Here is a 25250-nt window from a genome sequence, read left to right as displayed (position 1 = left end):
GGGGAAAAATATGAATATTGAAAAGTTTACTCAAAAAAGTCAAGAAGCTATACAAAGATCTCAAGAATTAGCTATAAAATATGAAAATCCACAAGTAGATGATTTACATTTGTTTTTAGCTCTCATGGAGGATGATGAAGGACTTATTCCAAAACTCATAAACTTGATGGGAGAAAAGAGTGAATTAGTTAGAAATGATGTGGAAAGGGAAGTAGAAAGGCTTCCTAAACAATTGGGAGGAGGTTCTCTTTACAATAGCAGAACATATACAAAGATACTTTTAAAAGCTGAAGATGAAGCTAAAAAAATGAATGATGAATATATAGGAGTTGAACATTTATTTATAGCATTGTTAAAAGAAAGGGGAATATCTTCTGAAAGAATACTACAAAAACATAATATAAATCTTGAAAGATTTATGGATGTTTTAAGAAAGGTGAGAGGAAATCAAAATATAAATTCTGACAATCCAGAAGGCACCTACAATGTACTAAAAAAATATGGACGAGATTTAGTGGATGAGGCAAGAAGTGGAAAGCTTGATCCAGTTATAGGAAGAGATGAGGAGATACGAAATGTCATAAGAATTCTTTCTAGAAGAACTAAAAACAATCCAGTTCTTATAGGAGAACCAGGAGTTGGTAAAACAGCTATAGTAGAAGGTCTTGCTCAGAGAATAGTTAATGGAGATGTTCCAGAAGGACTAAAGGATAAGACAATATTTTCACTAGATATGGGAGCATTGATAGCCGGAGCAAAGTTTAGAGGTGAATTTGAAGAAAGACTTAAAGCAGTTTTAAAGGAAATAGAGAAATCCGATGGACGTATAATCATGTTTATAGATGAAATTCACAATATAGTAGGAGCAGGAAAGGCAGAAGGAGCTATGGATGCTTCAAATCTATTGAAGCCAATGCTTGCAAGAGGAGAGCTTCACTGTATAGGAGCTACTACATTGGATGAGTATAGACAGTATATTGAGAAAGATCCAGCACTAGAGAGAAGATTTCAAAAAGTATTAGTTAGCGAACCAGATGTAGAAGATACTATTGCTATACTCAGGGGATTAAAGGAAAAATATGAAATTCATCATGGTATTCGTATTTCAGATAGTGCTGTTATAGCTTGTGCTACTCTTTCAGATAGATATATAAGCGATAGATTTTTGCCAGATAAAGCTATAGATTTAATGGATGAAGCTTCTGCTATGATGAGGACAGAAATAGATAGTATGCCTGTAGAACTAGATGAAATAAGGCGAAAAATCATGCAACTTGAAATTGAAAGGGAAGCCCTAAAGAAAGAAACTGATGAAGCATCTGCAAAAAGACTTGAAAAGTTAGAAAAAGAATTGTCAGAATTAAGAGAAAGATATGAGCTAAAAAAGGCTAAATGGGAAGAGGAAAAGAAGAATATAAGAAGAGTAAAAGAAATAAAAGAAGAGATAGATTTTACTAAACATGAAATAGAAGAAGCAGAAAGAAGATATGATTTGGAAAAATTGTCACAGCTTAAATATGGAAAGCTTCCAGAACTCATGAAAAAACTAGAAGAAGCAAAGGCTCTAAATGAAGGCCAAGACAGAATGCTCAAGGAAGAAGTCACAGAAGAAGAAATAGCTGAAGTAGTATCAAAATGGACAGGTATACCAGTGACTAAGCTTGTAGAAAGTGAAAGGGAAAAACTTCTTCATTTAGATGAAATACTTCACAAGAGAGTTATAGGTCAAGATGAAGCGGTTCAAAGTGTAGTGGATGCAGTCATCAGAGCAAGGGCTGGACTTAAATCTCTAAATAGACCTGTTGGTTCTTTTATATTTCTAGGACCTACAGGAGTTGGGAAAACTGAATTGGCTAAAACTTTGACAGAAGCCTTATTTGATGATGAAAGAAATATGATACGAATAGATATGTCTGAATATATGGAGAAATTTTCAGTATCTAGACTTATTGGAGCACCACCAGGATATGTAGGATATGATGAAGGAGGACAGCTTACAGAAGCTGTAAGAAGAAAGCCTTATTCTGTAATATTATTTGATGAAATAGAAAAGGCTCATCCAGATGTATTTAATATTTTACTTCAAGTACTAGATGATGGAAGACTTACAGATAACCAGGGAAGAACTGTAGATTTTAAAAACACAGTTATTATTATGACATCTAACTTAGGATCTTCTTATCTACTAGATGGTGTAGAAGAAGATGGCACTATAAGCGAAGCTGCAAGAGAAAGAGTCATGGAAGAAATGAGAAGAACTTTTAAGCCAGAATTTTTGAATCGTATAGATGAAATAGTCATGTTTAAACCACTTAAGAAAGAAGAGGTATTCCGCATTATAGATTTACAAATTGAGGATATCAAATCCAAACTTGAAGATAGGGAAATATCTATAGTTCTTACAGATAAAGCTAAAGAATTTGTTTTAGACAGAGCTTATTCAATTCAATATGGAGCAAGACCAGTAAAGAGATTCCTTCAAAGAGAGATAGAAACTCAACTTGGGAAGCTACTCATAAGTGGAAAAGTTAAAGACAAAGACAATGTAGTGATAGATGTAGAAAATGGAAGTTTAAGTTTCAAAGTGGAATAAAGACAAAATAAAAGTCCCTAGTTTTTAAAACTAGGGACTTTTATTTACAATTTTCCTGATTGCAATATAGATATGAGGAGCCAAAATCCTGCTACTGCAGCTCCCAAATATCCAGTTATGCCTATGATAGATATGCCATGAATTTTGGGCCCTATATTGGCATTTAAAACTATTGAAGAGCTAACAACTAGTCCTACTACTACCATACCAAATATCAATCTATTGACCATTTTGTTTAACTCATTTATGCTTTCTTCTGTTTTTTTAAATTCCAATTGGAGCTTTATTTTTCCATTTAATGCTTGATTGATTAAATCTAGCAATTTGACAGATAATTTCATATTTGCTCTAATTGATATATATAGTTTTTCTAGTACATCCATTATATTTAAATTTTTAATAGTTTCATTGGCAAGACGATTTTTCATATATGGCAGAGCCACATCCATAATATTTATTTCTGTATCCAATTTAGCTATGACACCTTGAATAGTCAATAGACCTTTTAGCAACAAGGTTATATCTTTGGGCATGTGTATATTGTTGTTTTTGCATACTTTAAATACTTCTTCCATTATTTGAGGTATGTCAAAGTCATATAGAGATTCTTCGATGTACTGATCATACATTATTTCAATATCTCTATACAATTGCCTATCATTTACATCTCCTCTTTTTTGCCCAATTTTTAAAACTGCTCTAGTCATTTGATTTACATCTCTATCGACTACTGCTTCTAGCAATTCATTGAACTTTTTTCTCATATTGTTGTCTAGTTGCCCCATAAGTCCAAAATCAATATAGGCAATTTTATTTTCATGAATAAGAATATTTCCAGGATGAGGATCCGCATGGAAAAAGCCATCTTCAAATATTTGTTTAAAATAATTGTAAATTAGTTTAGTAGCTATGTCTTTTAAATCATAACCTTCTTCTTGCAAAGTAGTCATATTGTCAATTTTTATTCCATCTATATAGTCCATTACAATTACTTTATCAGTACAATATTTGCTGTATACTTTTGGGCACAATATGAAATTTATATTTTCATTGTTTTCACAAAACTTTTCAATATTTTTCATTTCATTTTCGAAATCTAATTCTTTTTCAGTGGCATTTGAAAGTTCTTCCACTACTTCTCTAGCATCCATGGCACTTCCAGTAGGAGTAAGGTTGATAAATGGAGCTAGTTTTTTAAGTATAGCTATATCTGCCATCATCTTTTCTTCTACAAGTGGTCTTTGAACTTTGACTACAACTTTTTCTCCGGTTTTTAGCATAGCAAAATGAACTTGGGCTAATGAAGCAGAGGCTATAGGTTCTTCTTCAAAATATAAAAAGATTTCTTCTAGTGGTTTTCCCAATTCATTTTCTACAACATTTTTTACAATATTGTATTCTTCAGGTTTTACATCGTCTTGCAATTTTTGAAGTTCCAAAATATATTCATTGGGAAAGATATCCGGTCTTGTAGAGAGTATTTGACCAATTTTGATGAAAGTAGGTCCCAATTCTTCCAAAGTAAGACGAAATTCTCTTGGGTCACTTACACCTTTTTTGAGTCCATGCTTTATGGACACAGAAGCTATTTCTTTAAATCTTTTTTTAGTATAATTTGTATCCATATTGTTTAAAAAATACCTTGATATTGTATATCAAGGTATTTTTCCTCCTATGCTAATTATTTTTTTTCTAAATTATCAATTCTAGTTTTTAATTCATCAATATCAGCTTTTGTAGGTAAGTTTAATTCTTGCAAAACACTCTTTAGAGTTTCAGCATCTACATTTTGAGATTTTTTTTCAGATTCTTGAGATTTTACTACTCTTTTTAGTTCTTCATTTAACTCTTTCCCTTGATTTACAGTTAGTTCTCCTTTTTTAACTAGAGTATCAATCATTTCATTAGCTTTTTCATAAGTAAGAGCCATACTACCTATTCCTGCCAATAGCAAAGTTTTTAAATTTATATCCATTGTTTTCCCCCCAATTTCAATTAGAATTTAATTTAATCATAGCATACAATACAGTTTCGTCAACATTTTAAGTAAGAATATCTAAAAGCAAACCTTTTATACTGTCTAGTTTCTTTAAGATTTTTAGTCTGTTTCCTTCTATATCTAGAAAATCTTTAGTTAGTTCGTCTAGTTCACTATCTACTTGTTTCACTATAGAATATACCCTGTGGCGACCTCTTCTATCCAAAGAATTTTCTTTATAGAATACATGAGAATTGTTAACGGAAACATTTAAAAATTCTTTTACAAGTTTTTTGTATTCAACTAAATCTTCAATAAATAGTCTATCTTGAATTTTTGTAGTTTGAGTTTCTATTTTGTCAAATAGAATTTTTAATTCTTCTCTTATTTGTTCTTGCTGAATATTTTCTAATTTTTCTTTAAATGTAGTATTTACAACATTTTTATTGTTGTTTTCTATTTTTTCTACTCTAGAGATATTATTGTTCGTATTTATAGAATCTATTCTAACCAAAGAGATCACTCTCCTTCATTTTCTATTATATATTATCGGCAGGAAATTAGAAATAAAAAGTGCAATATTTAAAGAAAATTTACTATTGGACGATAAAAGTAATAGAAAAAAGATAAGGATGGTATATATGAATTCAATAGGAATTGTAGGAAAAGAAAAATTAATAGATGCTTATTGCTTAAAGCCTACATTATTTTTTGATGTAGAAGGAAAATTGATAGAATGCCAAGGGAAAAATGTAAAAATAGAGTCTCAAGTTGGAGGTAAAGTAGTTAACTATACATTGAAGTTAAAGGAAGAATTAAAAGAGGAAATTGGCGAAGATGTAAAAATAGACAAAGAAAATATAGTATCCTTAAAGATTGAAGAAAAAAAAGAAGTAGAAGAAAAGGAGATTAGGAAGACTGAAGATTTTCTTGTCAAATTAGGGATAGAGCCTACAGCTGAAAATATAGAAATATGTCAAATTCTTTTGGAAAATGGTCTTCCCATTACATTGGACAATATCAAATCTTTTCAAATGAGCAAGGAATATTTAAATGAAATAATAGAGAAATTGGACTATGACTCTATTACAAAACTTATGAAAAAAGATATAGATTTAGGGGAAGCTACACTGCAAAAGGTGTATGAGTCCATAGATGAAATTGAACTTATGGATGAATTTTCTATTGTTAAATTTTTAGGATTAAAAAGAGATTTAAGCTATGAAGAGGCAGAAAAAATTTCTGTAGAAATTTACGGAAGAAAAATGGGAAAAGATATTTATGATAGTATCATAGCTCTTCATAGAGAAAAAATTGAAATAAACAAAGAAAATATAGAAAAGGTAAGAGAAATTGTCCAAAAACTTCATGATTTGAAAAATGTAGAAGATACAACTTTTATAAAAACTGTAAAAAATCATCTAACTGTCAATATAGAAAATTTGTACAAGATGAAGTATTCCTATGATTCATCAAAACTGAAAGAAAATTTAGTATCGGGTATATATGATGAATATTCAATAAAGGCAGAAACTACTCGTGAAGACATACTTTATATACTTGAAAATTTAGAACTTAAGGCTTCAGAAGAAAATATATCCTTGGTGGAAAAATTCATACTAAATGATATGGATATAAACAAGAAAAATATTTCAGAAATACTTAATATGAAAGAGGCTTTATCCCAGTTGAGAAGCCTTTTAGATGAAGAGAGTATTGCTAAACTTCTATCTCATGATATAGACCCATTGAAAGAAGATATAAGAGAAATTGTGGATATTCTAAAAAAAGACGATTTATCTCAAAGAATAGATAAAAAAGACGAAAAAGTAGCTAAAATACTTGAAAAGATAGATTCATTGGGAAAAGTAAGAGATGAAGACTTGATATATCTTTTGAAAAAGAAAGAAGATTTTAAAATTGAGAAATTAAAAGACATATCCACAGAAACAATCAACAAAAACAGTGGAAATCCCAACAAAATTGTGGATAAAATCATAAGAATATCAAATGTTATCAACAGTTTGGGCGAATTAAATCAAAACACCATAGCATTGGCTTCAAAAAAGTATTCAAGTATTAGTTTGAATAGCTTATACGAAAGTGAAATACAATTAAATAAAAACTATATTCCAGTAGAGCCTGTAGAAAAATCAATGGAAAGTTTCATAAGACAAGAATATATGAAGGCAAGAGAAAACTTATCTATAAATATAATCAAGGAAAGTATATCAGATGGGGTAGAAGTAGAATATATGCCACTTACAGAACTTAATGAATATATAGATAAAAAGCTAAATAAGCATGAAGAAATCGAAAAGACATTGAAAGAAATAAAAGCATTGAGGGGAAAAGAATATGACTTGATTTCTTTGGCAATGAAAAATGGTATGGATATGTCTTTAAGACAATTAACAGAACTCAACTATTTTAGGGAAAACAGAATGGGATTGGGAAATGGTATTGAAAAACTCAAGAGTGAAAGAGAGCATATAAACAATGAAGAACTGAGACAAGCCATAAGTCAAGTTGAAGAAAAGGCAAAGGAAGTTTCTAGAGATATTAAAAATGGAGATGCAAAGATAAAAGGTGAATATAAAGAATTCATAAGGGGTCTAGAAAATTTAGCAAACTCCTTTGAATCAGGTGAAGACAGAGAAAAAAGAGAGAAGTACAGGGAAATTGAGGAAAGCTTGAAACTTCAAAAAGCCTTATCTAAAGAAGATTTAATTTTACAGTTTCCAATACTTATGGATGATAGCTTTGAGAATTTGCAAGTCATCATTCCAAATTTAAATAGAGGAATAAATAAAGAAAATATGAATTTTATCTTAAACTTAAATACTTCTAATCTAGGGAATGTGAAATTTAATTTAGAAGTAAAAGGAAAGGATATATTGGTTAAATTTATAGCTCATGAAGAAGGCACTTCTAAGCTTTTAGAAAATAAGTCTATACTGGAGGAAGCTTTTGATAGTATTGGATACAATTTAAAAGAACTTTCTTTCAAAGTGGAAGAAATAAATAAAAATGATAAATTGCTTAAAACTGTGGATACAGCAATATAGGAGAAAAATATGAAATTGAGGATTGTTCCTAAAAATCAAATAAAAAAAGCCTATGAAGTGAAGGGTGAAGAAAATAAAATAGATATAAAAGATGAAATGAATTTAGACAATATAGATAAAATTCCAGAAGAGTTGTTTTTAATCATAAGTAAAACAATAAAATTTATTGAAAAGATAAATGAGGAGGGTAAAAATGAGGATAAATAACAATATACCAGCATTAAACACTCATAGAATATTAAATATGAACACAAATTCTATTGAAAAGGCATTAGAAAGGCTATCATCAGGAAAGAGAATCAACAGGGCCTCAGATGATGCAGCAGGGATGGCCATAAGTGAAAAGATGAGGGCACAAGTGCAAGGTCTAAGACAGGCAAGTAGGAACTCTCTAGATGGAATAAGCCTTATTCAAACAGCAGAAGGAGCATTAAATGAAGTACATGCCATGCTTCAAAGAATGAGGGAACTTTGCGTACAAGGAGCCAATGGTGTGTATAAAGAGGAGGACCTAGAAACTATAGGAGCTGAAATAGTACAATTGACAGAGCAAATAGACAAAATAGCTAATGATACAGAATTTAATGGAATACCACTTTTGAAGGGAGACTTATTAGATGGTAGTCAAAAAGTGGCGAATACTGAAACTTCAAATAGGTGCAAACGAAGGACAAAAGGTGACAATTGATATGAAAGAAATAAATGCTACAGCGGCAGGATTGGAGATTGTTGGTGATGAAAATAGGGGAAATTGGTTGAAACTAGCGGTAGTGATGATAATATTAGTTTCAATTATCAAAAGATTTGACTCAAACAAAGTTCAATAATGCAATAGGAACATATAATAATGCCATAGAAAAAGTTTCTGAAATGCGTTCCAAACTTGGTGCGTATCAAAATCGATTAGAGCATACTATAAAGAACACAGACAATACTGCTGAAAACTTGACAGCGTCCATGTCTAGAATAGAAGATGCAGATATGGCTATAGAAATGAGTGAATTTACTAGACTGAATATATTGCAACAGGCAGGAACCGCTATGCTTGCTCAAGCAAATCAACTTCCTCAGGGAGTATTGCAATTACTTAGATAATGGAGATGGTAAATATGCTAGATAAAAAAAATATAGAAAAGAGAATATCCTCTGCCAATGATATAGAATTGGTTGCGATACTCTATGAAGCTCTTATTGACAATTTCAATGACAGCATACTTTCTATAGATGAAAAAAAATATGATGAACTAAAGGACATAAATAAAAATTCAAGAGATATTTTGGCAGAACTTCTTGCAACTCTTGAAGGAAATTCAGAAATAGCTATAAATTTAAGACAAATATACATTTATGTAAATAAGCTTATTACAGAAGGCGAAAATAGAAAAGATAAAAATTCCTTTGAAATGGCAACAAAGATAATTCGTCCTCTCTATGAAGGATTTAGTGAAATAGGAAAAAATATAGAACCAAAGGTAGTTACAGGACTTACTTATGGCAAATCAAATCTTGATGAGTATCAGATGAAGGGAAACAAAACTTTTAAAGGATAACATAAAAGCTATGGAGTATATTCCATAGCTTTTTCACGCAAATATGTAAGCCGTGCACCTGGCGTTGGCATTGTCATTCCAAGCGTTACCTAAACAGTTAACTCAGATTAGGCTTCCCCACGGCACACGAAAGTGTTCACTTACCGCTGCTTCCTCCCGGACCTGACGGGGTTCATGAATTTCCGTTGCGTAGGACCCAATCGTCACCGCCACTTATTTAGGGCAGACCTTACAATGACAAGCCGAAACCAGGAATTCAACCCTGCTACAGCGGCTTGCAGGTTACAGGGCACCGCTACCTCCCCATCTAGCACGGCAAAATTTCCTATGGCGGAGAGGGTGGGATTCGAACCCACGAGACGAGGAATCGTCTACACGATTTCCAGTCGTGCGCCTTCGGCCAGACTCAGCCACCTCTCCAAAACAGTATAAATATAAAATTTCTATTCACACTACAGATTTATATTATACAGAAATTTTTGTAGTATGTCAATACAAAATGAAAAACCAAGATTTTCACGAAAAAATAATTATGAGTATATTTGACAAGATATATTTGGTATAATATATTTAACTAGATAGGAAAGGTGGAAAAATAATGTATCAGGCCTTATATAGGCGTTTCCGTCCAAAGACATTTGATCAGGTACTAGGACAGGAACATATCACTACAACTTTAAAAAATCAAATAATTAATCAAAATATTGGCCATGCTTATATTTTTTCCGGTACAAGGGGAACAGGAAAAACTTCTACAGCTAAAATATTTGCAAGAGCTGTAAATTGTATCAATTCTATTGATGGAAATCCATGCAATACTTGTGAAATCTGTAGTGGAATTCTTGATGAAAGTATCATGGATGTTATAGAAATGGATGCGGCGAGTAACAATAGTGTTGAGGATATAAGGGAACTTAGGGAAAAAGTAAAGTATCCACCATCAAAAGCAAAGTATAAAGTATATATTATAGATGAGGTTCATATGCTTTCAGATAGTGCATTTAATGCCCTTTTAAAGACATTGGAAGAACCTCCCAAACATTTAATATTTATATTAGCTACTACTGAAGTAGAAAAACTTCCTCAGACAATTCTTTCACGTTGTCAAAGATTTGACTTTAAAAGAATTACAACAAAGGATATAGTTAAGAATTTAAATAATATATGTGATGAAATAGGAGTTGAAGTTGAGGAAAGTGTATTAAATCTTATTGCAAGAAATTCTGATGGAGCCATGAGAGATGCTTTAAGCTTACTTGATCAGTGTATTTCCTTTGGAGAAGGAATTCTTACTTATGAGGATGCACTGAAAACACTTGGAATAGCAAATGAAGATTTATTGTTTAACTTAGTAGATAGTATTGAAGAAAAGAATTTGGAAAAGGCTCTTCACATAGTAGATGACATTATTCAAAATGGGAAAGATATAAATCAGTTTATAAAGGATTTAATATATCATTTCAGAAATCTCATGATAGCTAAAACTTCAACAGATCCATTGGATATAATAGATTTAGAAAAGGAAACAGTGGCAAGGTATAAAGATCAGTCAGAAAATATATCTTTACAATTTATATTGAAGGCCCTTCAAATTTTAAATGAAGGACAAAATCAATCTAAATGGTCTAGTCAACCTAGAATTATACTTGAAATGGTGGTTGTAAAGCTTATAGAATTGAGAGATGAGTTGACATTAGAACAGAGAATAGAAAGATTGGAAAAGATTATTGAAAGTGGGAATATTAAAATTTCTCAAAAAAAAGAGTCTATAGAAAAGGTTAAAAGTGAAACACCTAGCAGAAAAGAAGTGTCTGTTCAAAATGAAAAAAAAGAAGTAGAAGAGGAAAAACCGATTATTGATGATGGAAAAGAGCTGAATATAGCTGATATAAAAAGAGAATGGGAAAATGTACTAAAAGTTATAAAGAAAAAGAGAATTTCTACTCAAGCTCTTTTGCTAGAAGGAAGTCCAATGGATTATAAAAACAATATTTTGACTATAGGATTTAAAGAAGGTTATGGACTTCATAGAGAGGCTCTAGGGAAAAAGGACAATAAAGAATTTGTAGAAAAATCTATTTCTAATTATTTTAACAAAAATATAAGAGTTGAATTTGTCATGGCAGAGGAAGATGAAGAAGAAAAAGAAAAAAATGAAGAGCAGGAACTTATAGATTCTGCAATAAAATTTTTTGGAAAAGATTTAGTTAAAATAAAAAAATAACAGGAGGTATTAGAATATGGCTAAAGGTGGATTTCCAGGAATGGGTAATATGGGTGGTATGATGAAACAAGTGCAAAAGATGCAGAAACAAATGCAGGAACTTCAAGAACAATTAGAAGAAAAAGAAGTAGAAGCTAGTGCTGGTGGTGGGGCTGTAGTGGCTGTTGCCAATGGGAAAAAGCAGATAGTTTCTATTACTATAGATAAAGATGTAGTGGATCCAGATGATGTGGAAATGCTACAAGATTTAGTATTGGCAGCTGTCAATGAAGCTTTGAGAAATGCAGAAAATTATGTTTCAGAAGAGATGGCAAAAATAACTGGAGGAATGAATATTCCAGGTCTTTTCTAGGAAGGATTGATTTAAATGGATTATTATGCATTACCTATAGCAAATTTAATAGAAGAACTTTCAAAGCTTCCAGGTGTAGGAAGAAAGACAGCACAGAGACTAGCTTTTTATATTTTGGAAATGGAGCCATTGGAAGCAGAAAAGCTTGCCTATTCAATTACAAGTGCTAAAGAAAAGATAAAGTATTGTAGTATTTGCTGCAATTTGACCGATGAAGATCCTTGCTATATTTGTAGAAACAAGAAAAGAGATACTTCAACTATATGTGTAGTACAAGGTCCTAAGGATGTAGTGGCTATGGAGAAAACCAAAGAATACACAGGACTTTATCATGTTCTTCATGGAGCTATATCTCCAATGGACAATATAGGTCCAGATCAAATAAGGATAAAAGAACTCTTAAAGAGAATTCAGAATGGAGAAGTAAAAGAAGTCATACTTGCTACAAATCCTACAGTAGAAGGAGAAGCAACAGCTATGTATATTTCAAAGTTATTAAAACCTATGGGTATCAAGACTACAAGAATTGCTCATGGAATTCCTGTAGGTGGAGATTTGGAATATTATGATGAAGTGACTCTTTCAAAAGCTATGGAAAATAGAAGAGAGATATAATAAAACTACAAAGATGTCTACATCAAATAAACTCCTATCATTTTGCAAATTATCGATAGGAAGAAAATAAAGTTCTTGCAGGAAACATGGTTTATTAGGGATAAGAAATCTCGGGTAAGCCATGTTTTTTATTAGAGATTTGCAGGGGATAGAGTAAAGGATACAAGGTTCAAGGGTAGTGGAGTCAATGGAGTATTTTGTTGAGAGCATAAATCATATGGTATTTTTTAAATCTTTGTTTTCGGTTGTTGTAGGATTATTGGCAGTTGGCATATTATTCTTTAGTCAAAGACAGGCGAAATAAATACGTTCTTTAGTTTGTTAAGACGTATCAGTAGAATTAAGTTGAATAACGGGCCAGCAAAGCTAGCCCCTACGATATTCTGATATCAATGGGTAGGGGCGACCTTTGGTCGCCCGATTAATGACATATTATCTATAAAACGTATATTAAGAGATACTATATACATTTGCAGGAGGTGATAGTTTGGCAAAGCATGATTTTGGAATAATAGATTTTTTTGAAGAAAATAAGTGGTATAGTGAATATGAACCTGAAAAATACAATTGTATTTCAGTTGATGATGATTTATTAGAAGAGATGATTATAAAATATAATGAAGAACTAATGGCAATTAAGACATACTTTCAGGTTACAACTCAGCCAGGAAATGGATTGGATTGTTGCGGAGTAACTCTCATCCCGCCAGAATCTCTTAAACAATTTAGAGATATTATCATAAAGGCAAACAGCTATTATCAATCGGAGGAACTTCAATTGCTTATTGAAAAGGTATCGAGTGCGATTAGTGAAAATAAATACTTAATTCACTATGGAATATAGTGTTTTATATATAAGCATATGAATATGCAGGGGTGCTTTTATGTGGTCAAGAGAGAGTATTAAAGCTTATGCAAGAGATTTTTTAAGGAAACACTATTGGAAGGCTTTTCTGGTATGTTTCATTGTATCTCTAACAGGTAGAACTAGTACCAGCAATCAATTGGAAGTAGCTGATAAGTATAGTCAATATCCAATGCTCGATGATATAGTGAATAAAGTGGGAGTTGAATTCAAAAATCCTGTACTTAATTTTTACAATTAGAAAATAGAGTAAAATATTTAGCATTTCTTTAAAATTTAGCTTTCGGTTCCGAGTAAAATCTTTTTCTGGATTATTAACAAACATCCATGAGTATTCATTCATTTGGTTTAACACAGTATCTAAATTTTTCTTTAGAGATTTCATAAAATACATAAAAAAGAACAGAGCATGTATTTAAACATACTCTGCTTCTAAAATCTTGGTTAAATTTCTTAACTTAATGACATTTCAGAGTTCCTGTGGTTTTTTAATGCGTTAAATTTAGTCTACAGGGTATTCATCTACTAACTCTCCTAGTGCAAAAAATCTTTTTCCTGTCTTAGAAGAGTGATAACAAGTCATAAGTGAGATTATGGGTTTGCTTCTCTCATTGGCTTTATTATCTGACAGCATATCCATAGCAGTATCAGGTACAACTGTGGTGTCATAAATTTCATATTCATAAATCATCTTTCCATCGGAAACATATACTTTATTACCTATTTCTATATTCATGAGATTTCCAAATAGCAAATTCTTATTTTTCATATAATGTCCTGCTAAGGTATAATTCCCATGTCCAAAGGATTGTTCAGCTTTCATGGTGGCAGCACCAGCCATTAGATTGGACTGAGATAGTCCTTTCATTATAGGAAGATTTATGTTTAAATCTGGGATATATAATGTTCCAATGACAAAGTCACTATTTAAATTTCGAGGTTCCTTTAGTATGGATTTTATGTCTATATCTTTAACTGATGAAAAATCAAATTTTACTTCTAAATTAGTATTTTCATTATTTTCTTTTAGGATTTCTGGACTAATATTAGCCTCCAATATAGAATTGCTATAGTATTTAATGATTTGGTCTTTGATAAAAGGACTCAATAGAAAGACTGTTCCAATTAAAATTAACAATATGGATATTATTTTTTTCATATTTATAAATCACCTCCAGCTTTTCACCAAGTATATTGGTTTAAGCCTATTCCATTGATTTTAGTATATGATTTTATGATATAATATTCAATATACATTCACCTTAAAACCATCTTTTCTTTAGAGGGGGTTTAAATTTGAAATCCAAGGGTTTTAATGCATATAGCAAGTACATGATATTGAAACATGCCTTAAAAGAAAACAATGTTTCCAAGACATGCGAGATGTTTGGAATTTCAAGGACAACCTTTTACAATTGGCATAGGGCTTATAAAAAATATGGAATGGCTGGTCTTGAAAATAGGGAACCTAAAAAACCTCAAATGCCCAACAAAGTCAGTAAGGCCCTTGAGCAGGAAATACTTTCCTATGTGGTCAAATATCCAGCTGATGGTCCTAAGAGAATCTATTATGAACTAAGGGCTGAAGGATTTGATATAGGAGAAACGGGTATTTACAATGTCTTAAAGCGAAACAATTTGACAAAGAGAGCCCAAAGGGAAGAATATTCTATGAACAAAGAACTCTATAAAAACAATAGAAAAGAAAAAAAGGATAAACTTAATTTTTTAAATGGAGAGGAAGTCTATCCAGGGTATTTGGTGATACAGAAAATTGATTTTATCGGAACTTTTGATGGAATAGGGAAAATATATCAGTATAGTCTCTATGATACTTCTTCAAAATGGGGGGCGGTAAAGCTATATAATAAAAAGCAAGATATTGATGTTTGGAATTATTTTGAGTTAAAGTTTGTGTATTTGCTTGAAACTTTTAATTTAAGTATTGAAAATTTAGTTACTGAAAAGGAAAAAGCTTTTTTGTCTTATTTCGTAAAAGGGGACAAGTACAAGGAAATAATAGAAAATTTTAATATCAATCACATATTTATTTCTCCTGATGACAGCACTATATTAGATGATATGAGAGAGTTCAATGAGTTTTTAGTCACAGAGTTTTACAACAAAATTAACTCAAATAGTGAAATCAATTCTTTTGAAGAAATTGAACGGGAAATTGATAAATTTGTAAGACAGTACAATTTTCATAGTATAAATTCCAGTGGCTACAATGTAGGCAAGACGCCTGTTGAAGCTATTCTTGAAAGAGCTTTACAGAACAATGCAGATTTAGATACATTGCCACTTTGGCTTTCAGCATTGATAAATTCTTCAAAGCGTGGTGATAAAGATGAATAAATCGGATTGTAAAGTTGCAGTTGTTGGAGGGGGGCTTTCTGGCCTTGTCATAGCAGAAGGACTCCAAAGAAGAGGATATGAAAATGTAACTGTTTTTGAAAAGAGTGAACGACTTGGTGGGAAATTACATACAATTTGGTACAAGGGAAAATCCTACGAATTGGGAGCAATTTTTGGACTGCCTTCGCAATTAAATCTTAGGGCATTGATGAAGAGGCTAAATATTAAAGCCGATGGGCCGAAGTTGTCTAGAAGTAATTACAATGTAAATGGACAAAAAATAATGCCCATACCCAAGGAGAATTTGGGGGATTTTGTAGAGGAACTAGATAGATTGCCTAGAGTATTGTCAATGTACAATTCACTTAAAAATGCTAGCAATGAAAATACTGAGTATTCTCTTATGCTCCCTTTTTCAGAGTGGTGCGATATGCATGAGTTTCAAATATTGAAAACCATTTATGTACAATACTTTACAATCTTTGGACTTGGGAATATTGAGGAAGTTCCAGCTCTTTATGTACTTAGAATCATGAATTATGACCATTTAATGTCTTTTATGGATTTGCCCAAATTTTATACATGGAATAATGGAGTTTCTTCTTTGGCGGAGGCTTTGGGAAGTCAAATTAAAGATATTCGCCTAGGGCAAAGAGTAGTAGACATTTCGCTATCTTCCAATGAAACACTATGGGTGAAAACTCAATATGAGTTGCTTGAATTTGATAGGGTCATCTTAACTGCTCCTTTGGAGCAATTTTTAGATCTTCATTTTTGGGATTCTGATATGAAAAAATGTTTAAAAAGTATAAAATATCAATCATTTAATGTATATGCTTTTATTGTGGACAAGGTTCCCAAAGGTTGTGGATGTATATTGGAAAACTTGTCTCCAAATAGGCAAGGCCATATCACTATATGGGATTCAAGATGGGATGAATATCATGGCGAAGGAATGGTTATTTTATATGCTTACGATCCTGCGAAGAATTCAGAAAAGTCCAGTTTAGATATTATCAAAGATGATTTGCTAAATTTGGGCATAAAGAATTTAAGGCTCTACCAGGCAAAGCATTGGAGACATTGCCCTTATGTGGATACAATATCGCTAAAAAATGGATTTTATGACAAGATGGAGAAGATGCAGGGAAAGAATAATGTATATTTAGCTGGTGAAATCATGAGTACACTTTCAATGGAAAATTGTATCAGATATTCTCAAGATTTATTGGAACGATTTTTTTAAAAAGTTTTTATTGTAAGTCTTTTTTGCTTTGGAGTGAAAGTTACACACATTGTTTATAAATTGTCAAAGTATAGGGGTTTATTTAGCATATAACTGTAAACTAAACTTGAAACATAATGTTGGAAAACGTTTAAATTCCAACATTATTATTTTTTGACAGCTATTTTTGTTTTTAATACAATTAAAATATTAGAAAAATAAGAATTTTTGGAGATATTTTTGGTATTTTAAGGTCAAAAAAATTATGGAGAGGTGGAATATTGTATGAAAACCTTTAAAGTTCTAGAAATCAAGGAAAGTGTATTTGAAAACAACAATCGACAAGCAGATTTACTTAGGGAGGAACTTAAAAAGGACAAGATTTTTTTATTGAATCTCATGAGTTCACCAGGTTCAGGTAAAACGACTACGGTTTTAAGAACTATTGAAGCATTGAAATCAGAGATGAGTATAGGTGTCATGGAGGCAGATATTGATTCTGATGTAGATGCTCATGCAGTGGCTAAAACTGGTGCAAAAGTCATACAGTTACATACAGGGGGTATGTGTCATTTAGATGCGGATATGACTAGACAAGGATTATTGGGGCTTGAAGCAGAAGGACTTGATTTTGTTATTTTGGAGAATGTAGGCAATCTAGTATGTCCAGCGGAGTTTGATACTGGTGCATCTAAAAATGCCATGATTTTAAGTGTGCCAGAGGGAGATGATAAGCCTTTAAAATATCCTTTGATGTTTTCAATTGTCGATGTATTGCTGATTAACAAAATTGATACATTGGAGTATTTTGATTTTGATTTAGAAGCAGTTAAGAAACGTGCAAAACATTTAAATCCAAATATTAAAATCATTCCTATTTCTGCAAAAACAGGAGAGGGAATTGAAGAATGGGCGAACTGGGTTCGCACTGAAGTGAAAAATTGGAAGGAACAATAATATAATCGTGGGGGGAAAATAAATGGGCAATCCAAAAGTATTAGAACTTGCCAATCATATTGGTGGAAAAAAATCAGGTTCTAAATCAGCCTATACCTATTCAGATCCTGAATATCTAATTTTAGAACCTATTGTTACAGATGAAATGGCAGAAGTAGGACTTTGTCTGGAATTTAGAAATCCTAAAAGTGCAGAAGAAGTAGCTCCACTGTGTGGTAGATCTTTAAAAGATACAAAGAGGATATTGTGGGAATTGGCAGTTGCTGGTGTTTGCTTTGTTGGTAAAAAAGAAGGTATTGATAAGTATTGGCTTGAGATTTGGGTTCCAGGGGTTATGGAAATGATAGTTAACAACAGGGAAAATGTCAAAAAGTATCCACAACTTGCTGAAGCTTTTGACGCATACGGAAAGGTTAGAGGTCCTCAAACAGCTGGTGTTTTTCCTATAGGGACAGGCCTTATGCGTGTCATACCAATTGAGATGGCTATTGATGGTGAAACTAGAAGGGCCTCTTATGAGGAAGTTTCAAAATATCTCAATGAAAATGAAATTTTTTCAGTTTCAGATTGTGCTTGTCGTACAGTTAGAGAGGCTATGGGAGAAGGGTGTGGACATTTAAAGGAAGACATGTGTATTCAAATGGGTCATGCTGCAGAGTTTTATATTCGTACAGGCAGGGGCAGACAGATTACTCGAGAAGAAGCTTTTGAAATCATAAAGAGAGCGGAAGAAAATGGTCTTATGCATCAAATACCAAATACAGATGGACCAGGGAAAACTCATGCAATTTGCAATTGTTGTGGATGTAGTTGCTTATCCCTAAGGACTGCAGAAATGTTTTTAAATAATGATATGGTGCGTTCTAATTATGTTTCTCATGTTGATAAGGATAAATGTGTTGCTTGTGGAGAATGTGTTCAGGTTTGCCCTGTAAATGCCTTGAAACTGGGACAAAAATTATGTGCCGAAGCTCAAGTTGTTGAGAAAAGAGAGGATTTGCCATCCAATACAAAATGGGGTCCAGACAAATGGAATCCAGATTATCGTACAAATAGGAAAAATGTTTTAGATACAGGAACAAGTCCTTGCAAGACTCAGTGTCCAGCTCACATTTCTGTTCAAGGTTATATTAAATTGGCTTCTCAAGGAAGATACAAAGAAGCTTTAGAACTTATCAAAAAAGAAAATCCATTTCCTGCAGTATGTGGACGTATATGTCCTAGGAGTTGTGAATCTGCATGTACTAGAGGAAATGTTGATGATCCTGTTGCAATAGACGAAATCAAAAAATTTATTGCTGAACAGGATTTAAATGCAGAGTACCGATATGTGCCAAAATTGAGACATGAATATGGAAATAAAATTGCTATTGTAGGAGCTGGACCATCAGGGCTTTCCTGTGCATATTATCTAGCTATTGATGGATACAAGGTAACAGTATTTGAAAAACAAAATGTTCTTGGAGGTATGTTGACTCTTGGAATTCCATCCTATAGATTGGGAAAAGATGTGGTAAATGCAGAAATAGATATCTTAAAAGAACTGGGGGTAGAGTTTAAGACCGGTGTTGAAGTGGGTAAAGATATAAGTCTTGATGATTTGAGGAAACAAGGATATGAAGCATTTTATATTGCAATTGGAGCTCAATCAGGCAGAAAACTTGGTATTGAAGGCGAAGAGGCAGAAGGTGTTTTCACGGGCGTTGATTTCTTGCGAAATGTAAATTTAGGCAATGAAGTGAAACTTGGAGGAAATGTTGTTGTAATCGGTGGTGGTAATGTTGCTATTGATGTTGCAAGAACAGCTACAAGAGTTGGAGCTTCAAAGGTTGATATGTTCTGTCTTGAAAGTAGAAAAGAGATGCCAGCTCTTGATGAAGAAATTGAAGAAGCAATGTCAGAAGATATTGGAATTAACAATTCCTGGGGACCTAAACGCATTGTTACAAAAAATGGTCGTGTTGTAGGTGTAGAATTTAAAAAATGCATTTCAGTTTTTGACGAAAATAAGAGATTTAATCCTAAATTTGATGAAAATGAAACTAAAATTGTTAAGGCAGATACAGTGCTGCTTTCAATAGGTCAAGCAATTGATTGGGGAGGGCTACTAGAAGGTTTGAAAATGGAATTAAATCCCAACAAGACGGTTAAAGTAGATCAAGCTACTCTTCAGACGGGAGAAGCAGATGTGTTTGCAGGTGGAGATGTAGTGACTGGACCTAAATTTGCCATAGATGCTATTGCATTGGGCAAAGAAGGAGCAATTTCAATTCACAGATATGTTCACCCAGGACAAGATTTGCTTATAGGTCGTGACAGAAGAGAATATCGTGCATTTGATAAGTCAGTTTTAGATTTTGACGAATATGACCGACTTCCAAGACAGAGAACAGATTATGTAGATGGAGCTAAAGCAAAAACATCTTTCGAGGATTTGCGTGCTACATTTACAGAAGAACAAGTTAAGAAGGAAACAGAACGTTGTCTTGGTTGTGGTGCTACAGTTGTAGATGAATATATGTGCGTAGGTTGTGGTGCATGTACAACTAGATGCAAATTTGACGCTATATCTCTTGTGAGAAGATACGATGTTCAAAATGTGCCTTTTGAAAAGCTTAAACCAGTGATTGTTAAAAACATGATTGCTCGTAAAGGTAGAATGGTGACTCATAGTATTAAAAAGACACTTACTGGCTCAAATAAAAAATAGAGGTGAGCTTATTTGCATGAATTGGGAGTTATAATTCAAATAGTAAAAATAGTTGAAGATTTTGCAAATGAAAATGAGGTTACAAATATTGAAAAATTAGTACTTCAAATTGGAGAATTGTCTTCTGTGATACCTAAATATGTAGAGGACTGTTATCCAGCTGCAGTGGATGGTACTCTTTTGCAGGATACAGAACTAGAAATTGAGATATTGCCAGGCAATTGCATATGTAAAAATTGCAACAAAGTATTTAATTTGCTTACATCCAACAAACAATGTCCAAAATGTGGAAGCAAGGATTGGGAGCTTCTTGGTGGTAGGGAACTAATGATCAAAGAGATTGTCGCCTATTAAAATAGAAAAATATAAAAATATAAAAATTTAATTCTTAAAAGTCAAGGTTTAATATTAAATCTTGACTTTTTTAAATAAAAATTTATGCATTAAAAGATTTGTGTTATTATAAAATCTATAGGAAATATTTGTGGAGTAAAAAAAATTTTGTGAAATGAAAGGACTGATAATATTGGAATTTCGAAAAGCTGTTGAATCAGATATTGATAATATAATGAATATCATTAAACAGGCACAAAAGCATTTCAAAGAACAGGGAATTGATCAGTGGCAAAACAATTATCCTAATACAGAAACCATACTTATGGATATAAAAAATGAAAATGGATATGTTTTGTTGGAGGATGATACCATAATTGGAACTGTATCTATCTCTTTTGATGGAGAAAAGACTTATGAGCATATTTATAATGGCAAATGGATCAGCAACAATGAATATGCAGTTGTTCACAGGATGGCAATTGATCCAAAATATAAAAGGCAGGGACTTGCAACTGCAATCATGGGAAAAGTAGAGGAAATGTGTTTAGATAAGGGTGTACACAGTATCAAAGTGGATACTCATGAAGAAAATTTGGCTATGCAGAAATTACTTAAGAAAAACAAATTTGAGTACTGTGGAATAATTTACTTAGAGGATGGAAGCAAAAGAATAGCTTTTGAAAAAATTTTATAGAATAAGAGATGTGGAAGAACTATCCCCTTGAGCTGTATACAAATTGTAATAAAACCCTCTTTTATCCATGAGTTGTTTGTGATTACCTTTTTCTATAATTTGTCCTTTGTCTATCACCATTATTGTATCTGCATCTCTAATTGTACTAAGACGATGAGCTATTATGAAAGTAGTACGATTTTTCATAAGTTTAGCCATGGCTTCTTGAATTTTTAATTCTGTTCTTGTATCCACACTAGAAGTAGCTTCATCAAGTATAAGTATTTTTGGATTAGCCAAAACAGCTCTAGAAATAGCTAATAGCTGTCTTTGTCCTTGACTTAAATTTGTACCTCCCTCATAAAGCATAGTATCATAACCATTAGGCAATCTATCTATAAATTCATCTGCATTAGACATTTTGGCAGCTATTTTTATTTCTTCGTCAGTAGCATCTAGCTTTCCATATCTTATATTTTCCTTTACAGTTCCTGAAAATAAATAGGTATCTTGTAAAACCATCCCAAATATTTTTCTCAAGCTATCCTTTTGATAGTTTCTAATATTTATTCCATCAATTAATATTTCACCTTTTTTTATTTCATAAAATCCTGTCAATAAGTTCACTATTGTAGTTTTCCCAGCACCAGTAGGCCCTACCAAAGCAATGTTTTCTCCAGCCTCTACTTTAAAAGACACATTTTTAAGGACATTTTCTCCTTTTTCATATTCGAAACTAACATTTTTAAATTCCACTTGCCCTTTAATTTGTTCTGCAACAATTGAATCTTTAGAGTCTTTTCTTTCCTCCTCTTCATCCAATATTTCAAATACTCTTTCAGCTCCTGCTATACCTGATTGCAATGTATTGAAAGTACTTGCCAATTCATTTAATGGTCTAGTAAATTGTTTAGAATATGATATAAAGCTTGCTATTATGCCTACAGAAATTTTTCCTTTTACGGCCAATACTCCTCCCAATATAGCTACAACTGTAAAACCCAAATTACCTATAACATTCATGATAGGCATGATAAATCCTGACCAAATTTGTGCTTTAATTCCTATATCCCTTAATTTATTGTTTTGAGATATAAATTCATCTATTACTTTGTTTTGTTTGTTAAAAGCTTTTACTACACTGATTCCACCTATGGTTTCTTCAATATGTCCATTTAACATACCTAAAGCTTGTTGTTGTTCTTTAAATAATATTTTTGTCTTGTTGGCAACAGTTTTTGTAAGGAAATATACCATAGGAACTGTTACAAGACTAGCTATAGTCATCAATTTACTTAAATATAGCATCATAGCTAAAGAGCCAACTATATTTACTATAGAAGACATAAGCTGTATGATAGATTGAGATATAGTAGTACTTATATCATCTATATCATTAGTCAATCTGCTCATAAGCTCTCCATGGGTAGTAGTATCAAAAAATATAATAGGTAAAGTTTGAAGTTTATTAAATAAACTTTCTCTTATATCATATACTATTCTTTGAGAAATTCCTGCAACCATATATTCTTGCAAAAAAGTCAATATGCTATTTAATATATATATAAATAGCAATACCATAGCTATAGTATTTAATTTGTCAAATTTTACAGAATGTACTCCAGGAAATATTGCATCTATGGCTTTCCCAATTAAAAATGGAACTGATAGATTTAATACTCCAGATATCAGTATCAATAAAAATATTATGAAAAGCTTAAATTTCTCAGCTTTAAAAAATCCCCACAATCTATTTAAAGTGTATTTTATATTCTTGGGTTTTTCGACAGGCATTACTGAATTTCTGCCTCCTGAAAATTTCCCAGTTCTTCTTGTACTATATTTAGGATCCAATATCTGTTGCCTCCTTACCAATTTGAGAGTGATATATATCTATATAAGTTTTTGAGTTTTTCATAAGCTCATTATGAGTTCCTATGCTAACTATTTTGCCTTTATCCATCACAAGAATTTTATCTGCATCCATTACAGAAGTTATCCTTTGAGCTATCATTATGGTAGTGGTATTTTTAAGATGTTCTTTTAATTCCTTTTTTATTTGTTTTTCTGTAATCATATCTAAGGCAGAAGTACTATCATCTAAAATTAAGAGTTTAGGCTCTTTTATGATAGCTCTAGCTATAGCAATCCTTTGCTTTTGCCCTCCCGATAAATTCACTCCTCCTTGGCCTAAATATGTATCATAGCCTTCATTAAAAGACATTATAAAATCATGAGCTTTTGCAATTTTAGCTGCTTGTTCTACATTTTCATCCGTAGCATTTTCATTTCCCCATTTAATATTTTCTTTTATACTACCTGTAAATAGTAAAGTTCTTTGAGGAACCATAGCTATTTTTTCTCTCAATTCTTTAGGGTCCATATCCTTGATATCAATTCCATCTATTTTTACAATTCCTTTAATAGGGTCGTAAAATCTAGGTATTAAGTTGATTAAAGTAGTTTTGCCTGAACCTGTAGATCCTATAATAGCTAAAGTTTCTCCAGGATTTATCGAGAAACTTACATCTTCTAATACATATCTACTATTTTTGTTGTATTTAAAATATACATTTTTAAATTCTAAATTTCCATTCATATCTATAAAAGAAACTGGTTTATCTTTTATAGGCATAGTATTTTCTATATTAAATATTTCTCCTATTCTTTCTTCAGAAGCTCTAGCCCTAACATACATATTAAATATTCTAATGACCATCACAAGAGAAAATAAAAGTTGAGTTATATAGTTTATAAGAGCTATTATTTTGCCAACTTCTAAATTGCCACTATTAACTCTTATGCCTCCAATCCATAGGATCAAAACAATTCCTAAATTAACTATCAATGATACTGCAGGATTAAACAAAGCTAACCTTCTCATTCCTTTTGTTGTTACATTTTTCAAATTTTCATTTACTTTTTTAAACCTATTTTCTTCATATTTAAATCTATTGAAAGCTTTGACTACTCTTATACCTGCTAAATATTCTCTTATAGTACCATTGACATTGTCTAGTGCTTTTTGCATATTTACAAATATAGGGTAGGAAACTTTAAGATTTATAAGTATGACTATTCCTATTATAGGAACAAGCCCCAGAAGTATAAGTCCCATCTTGAAATCTAATATAAATCCCATTATTATAGAGCCTATGCCAAGTATAGGGGCTTTTACAAATACTCTCATTAAGCCATGAGCAAAATTTTGAATTTGATTTACATCATTTGTCAGACGAGTAATCAATGTGGCATCTTGAAATTCGTTTATATCTTCAATAGATAAGTTTTGTATTTTTATGTATAAGTCTTGCCTTAAATCTGCTCCAAAACTTTGGGAAACTTTGGAAGACTTTATATTTCTGACAACGGCAAAAATTGCTCCTAATGCCGTTACTACAAGCATCAATCCTCCTAGTTTTAATACATAATTCACATCCTTGTTTTTTACACCAATATCGACTACTTTAGACATAATAGTAGGTTGAATTAAATCTACCATTGCTTCAAGTATCAAAAATGTAAGAGCTATCAAAAATTGACCTCTATATTTTTGCGTATACTTTTTTAAATAATTTGTATTCATAAATTTTTTCACCATGTTTCTTGTTTTATTATACTTTTTATTATATCATATCTTTTTATTTTTAGATTATAGTTGGAAACAGAAATTTAAAAATATTATAAATTTCAAGAAAAGCTTCTATCAAAGTATTAAACTTTGAGGAAGCTTTTCTTGTTTTGCT

General features: G+C 31.8%; 24 protein-coding genes, 1 tRNA gene and 1 other RNA gene. 18 read left to right on the top strand and 8 right to left on the bottom strand.

Features of this window, described 5'->3' with window-relative positions:
* Positions 1-10 precede the first annotated feature (10 nt).
* On the top strand, positions 11-2593 hold the full coding sequence (gene clpB / locus ACFWUA_RS04375) for an ATP-dependent chaperone ClpB (RefSeq protein WP_416198943.1): 2583 nt from the start codon (positions 11-13) through the stop codon (positions 2591-2593).
* A 44-nt stretch (positions 2594-2637) separates the two neighbouring features.
* On the opposite strand, the gene ACFWUA_RS04370 is transcribed toward clpB, so the two are convergent.
* The 3 genes from ACFWUA_RS04370 to ACFWUA_RS04360 all read right to left on the bottom strand — a co-directional run bounded on the left by ACFWUA_RS04370 (position 2638) and on the right by ACFWUA_RS04360 (position 5085).
* Positions 2638-4218 (bottom strand): ABC1 kinase family protein, encoded by a 1581-nt coding sequence (locus tag ACFWUA_RS04370; RefSeq protein WP_416198942.1) that lies wholly within the window; start codon positions 4216-4218, stop codon positions 2638-2640.
* A 56-nt stretch (positions 4219-4274) separates the two neighbouring features.
* Positions 4275-4568, bottom strand: coding sequence for a phasin family protein (locus tag ACFWUA_RS04365; RefSeq protein ID WP_416198941.1), 294 nt, complete (start codon positions 4566-4568; stop codon positions 4275-4277).
* 67 nt (positions 4569-4635) lie between these two features.
* Entirely contained in the window at positions 4636-5085 is a 450-nt protein-coding gene (locus ACFWUA_RS04360) for a YaaR family protein (RefSeq protein WP_416198940.1), read from the bottom strand.
* A gap of 127 nt (positions 5086-5212) precedes the next feature.
* Between ACFWUA_RS04360 and ACFWUA_RS04355 the strand changes: the two genes are divergently transcribed.
* From ACFWUA_RS04355 to ACFWUA_RS04330, 6 genes are read left to right on the top strand one after another with little or no spacing between them, the layout of a single operon-like run.
* The gene (locus ACFWUA_RS04355; RefSeq protein WP_416198939.1) at positions 5213-7639 is read left to right on the top strand and encodes a DUF6240 domain-containing protein; all 2427 of its coding nucleotides are present in this window, start codon (positions 5213-5215) and stop codon (positions 7637-7639) included.
* 9 nt (positions 7640-7648) lie between these two features.
* Positions 7649-7846: a hypothetical protein gene (locus tag ACFWUA_RS04350; protein ID WP_416198938.1), complete on the top strand. Its 198-nt coding sequence runs from the start codon at positions 7649-7651 to the stop codon at positions 7844-7846.
* Complete coding sequence (locus ACFWUA_RS04345) at positions 7833-8327, top strand: flagellin (RefSeq protein WP_416198937.1); 495 nt, start codon at positions 7833-7835, stop codon at positions 8325-8327. The genes ACFWUA_RS04350 and ACFWUA_RS04345 overlap by 14 nt, the downstream gene beginning before the upstream one ends.
* Complete coding sequence (locus tag ACFWUA_RS04340) at positions 8317-8466, top strand: hypothetical protein (protein ID WP_416198936.1); 150 nt, start codon at positions 8317-8319, stop codon at positions 8464-8466. The genes ACFWUA_RS04345 and ACFWUA_RS04340 overlap by 11 nt, the downstream gene beginning before the upstream one ends.
* On the top strand, positions 8444-8734 hold the full coding sequence (locus tag ACFWUA_RS04335; protein WP_416198935.1) for a flagellin: 291 nt from the start codon (positions 8444-8446) through the stop codon (positions 8732-8734). The genes ACFWUA_RS04340 and ACFWUA_RS04335 overlap by 23 nt, the downstream gene beginning before the upstream one ends.
* 14 nt (positions 8735-8748) lie before the next feature.
* Positions 8749-9189, top strand: coding sequence for a flagellar protein FliS (locus ACFWUA_RS04330; RefSeq protein ID WP_416198934.1), 441 nt, complete (start codon positions 8749-8751; stop codon positions 9187-9189).
* Between the two features lie 50 nt (positions 9190-9239).
* On the opposite strand, the gene ffs is transcribed toward ACFWUA_RS04330, so the two are convergent.
* Positions 9240-9505: signal recognition particle sRNA large type (ffs, locus tag ACFWUA_RS04325), an RNA gene on the bottom strand.
* Between the two features lie 12 nt (positions 9506-9517).
* Positions 9518-9609: transfer RNA gene (locus tag ACFWUA_RS04320), tRNA-Ser, on the bottom strand.
* Between the two features lie 178 nt (positions 9610-9787).
* Here ACFWUA_RS04320 and dnaX point away from each other — a divergent pair.
* The 5 genes from dnaX to ACFWUA_RS04295 all read left to right on the top strand — a co-directional run bounded on the left by dnaX (position 9788) and on the right by ACFWUA_RS04295 (position 13486).
* Complete coding sequence (dnaX, locus tag ACFWUA_RS04315; RefSeq protein WP_416198933.1) at positions 9788-11413, top strand: DNA polymerase III subunit gamma/tau; 1626 nt, start codon at positions 9788-9790, stop codon at positions 11411-11413.
* A 16-nt stretch (positions 11414-11429) separates the two neighbouring features.
* Positions 11430-11765 (top strand): YbaB/EbfC family nucleoid-associated protein, encoded by a 336-nt coding sequence (locus ACFWUA_RS04310; RefSeq protein WP_416198932.1) that lies wholly within the window; start codon positions 11430-11432, stop codon positions 11763-11765.
* Between the two features lie 15 nt (positions 11766-11780).
* Positions 11781-12380 (top strand): recombination mediator RecR, encoded by a 600-nt coding sequence (gene recR / locus ACFWUA_RS04305; RefSeq protein ID WP_072743707.1) that lies wholly within the window; start codon positions 11781-11783, stop codon positions 12378-12380.
* 487 nt (positions 12381-12867) lie between these two features.
* Positions 12868-13224 (top strand): hypothetical protein, encoded by a 357-nt coding sequence (locus ACFWUA_RS04300; RefSeq protein WP_416198931.1) that lies wholly within the window; start codon positions 12868-12870, stop codon positions 13222-13224.
* A 40-nt stretch (positions 13225-13264) separates the two neighbouring features.
* A complete protein-coding gene (locus ACFWUA_RS04295) occupies positions 13265-13486 on the top strand; it encodes a hypothetical protein (RefSeq protein WP_416198930.1) in 222 nt (73 codons plus the stop codon).
* A gap of 261 nt (positions 13487-13747) precedes the next feature.
* On the opposite strand, the gene ACFWUA_RS04290 is transcribed toward ACFWUA_RS04295, so the two are convergent.
* Entirely contained in the window at positions 13748-14404 is a 657-nt protein-coding gene (locus tag ACFWUA_RS04290) for a class A sortase (protein WP_416198929.1), read from the bottom strand.
* Positions 14405-14541: 137 nt separating this feature from the next.
* On the opposite strand from ACFWUA_RS04290, the gene ACFWUA_RS04285 reads away from it, so the two are divergent.
* From ACFWUA_RS04285 to ACFWUA_RS04260, 6 genes are all read left to right on the top strand, one after another.
* The gene (locus tag ACFWUA_RS04285) at positions 14542-15603 is read left to right on the top strand and encodes a helix-turn-helix domain-containing protein (RefSeq protein ID WP_416198928.1); all 1062 of its coding nucleotides are present in this window, start codon (positions 14542-14544) and stop codon (positions 15601-15603) included.
* A complete protein-coding gene (locus ACFWUA_RS04280) occupies positions 15596-16849 on the top strand; it encodes an FAD-dependent oxidoreductase (protein WP_416198927.1) in 1254 nt (417 codons plus the stop codon). The genes ACFWUA_RS04285 and ACFWUA_RS04280 overlap by 8 nt, the downstream gene beginning before the upstream one ends.
* Before the next feature lie 264 nt (positions 16850-17113).
* Positions 17114-17785 (top strand): hydrogenase nickel incorporation protein HypB, encoded by a 672-nt coding sequence (gene hypB, locus ACFWUA_RS04275; RefSeq protein ID WP_416198926.1) that lies wholly within the window; start codon positions 17114-17116, stop codon positions 17783-17785.
* A gap of 22 nt (positions 17786-17807) precedes the next feature.
* Complete coding sequence (locus tag ACFWUA_RS04270; RefSeq protein WP_416198925.1) at positions 17808-20495, top strand: FAD-dependent oxidoreductase; 2688 nt, start codon at positions 17808-17810, stop codon at positions 20493-20495.
* Between the two features lie 12 nt (positions 20496-20507).
* Positions 20508-20849 carry a hydrogenase maturation nickel metallochaperone HypA gene (locus ACFWUA_RS04265; protein WP_416198924.1) on the top strand — a complete coding sequence of 114 codons (342 nt, stop codon included), beginning with the start codon at positions 20508-20510 and terminating at the stop codon, positions 20847-20849.
* 172 nt (positions 20850-21021) lie between these two features.
* Positions 21022-21525 carry a GNAT family N-acetyltransferase gene (locus ACFWUA_RS04260; protein ID WP_416198923.1) on the top strand — a complete coding sequence of 168 codons (504 nt, stop codon included), beginning with the start codon at positions 21022-21024 and terminating at the stop codon, positions 21523-21525.
* Here the strand turns inward: ACFWUA_RS04260 and ACFWUA_RS04255 are convergent.
* Together ACFWUA_RS04255 and ACFWUA_RS04250 are read right to left on the bottom strand one after the other, a co-directional pair.
* The gene (locus ACFWUA_RS04255) at positions 21520-23358 is read right to left on the bottom strand and encodes an ABC transporter ATP-binding protein (protein WP_416198922.1); all 1839 of its coding nucleotides are present in this window, start codon (positions 23356-23358) and stop codon (positions 21520-21522) included. The two genes, ACFWUA_RS04260 and ACFWUA_RS04255, sit on opposite strands and share 6 nt — an antisense overlap.
* Positions 23348-25090: an ABC transporter ATP-binding protein gene (locus ACFWUA_RS04250; RefSeq protein ID WP_416198921.1), complete on the bottom strand. Its 1743-nt coding sequence runs from the start codon at positions 25088-25090 to the stop codon at positions 23348-23350. The genes ACFWUA_RS04255 and ACFWUA_RS04250 overlap by 11 nt, the downstream gene beginning before the upstream one ends.
* Positions 25091-25250 lie beyond the last annotated feature (160 nt).

Origin of the sequence: Sporanaerobacter sp. (genome assembly GCF_047830725.1) — a bacterium.
GTDB lineage: Bacteria > Bacillota > Clostridia > Tissierellales > Sporanaerobacteraceae > Sporanaerobacter.
This window is presented reverse-complemented; position numbering and strand designations above follow the sequence as displayed.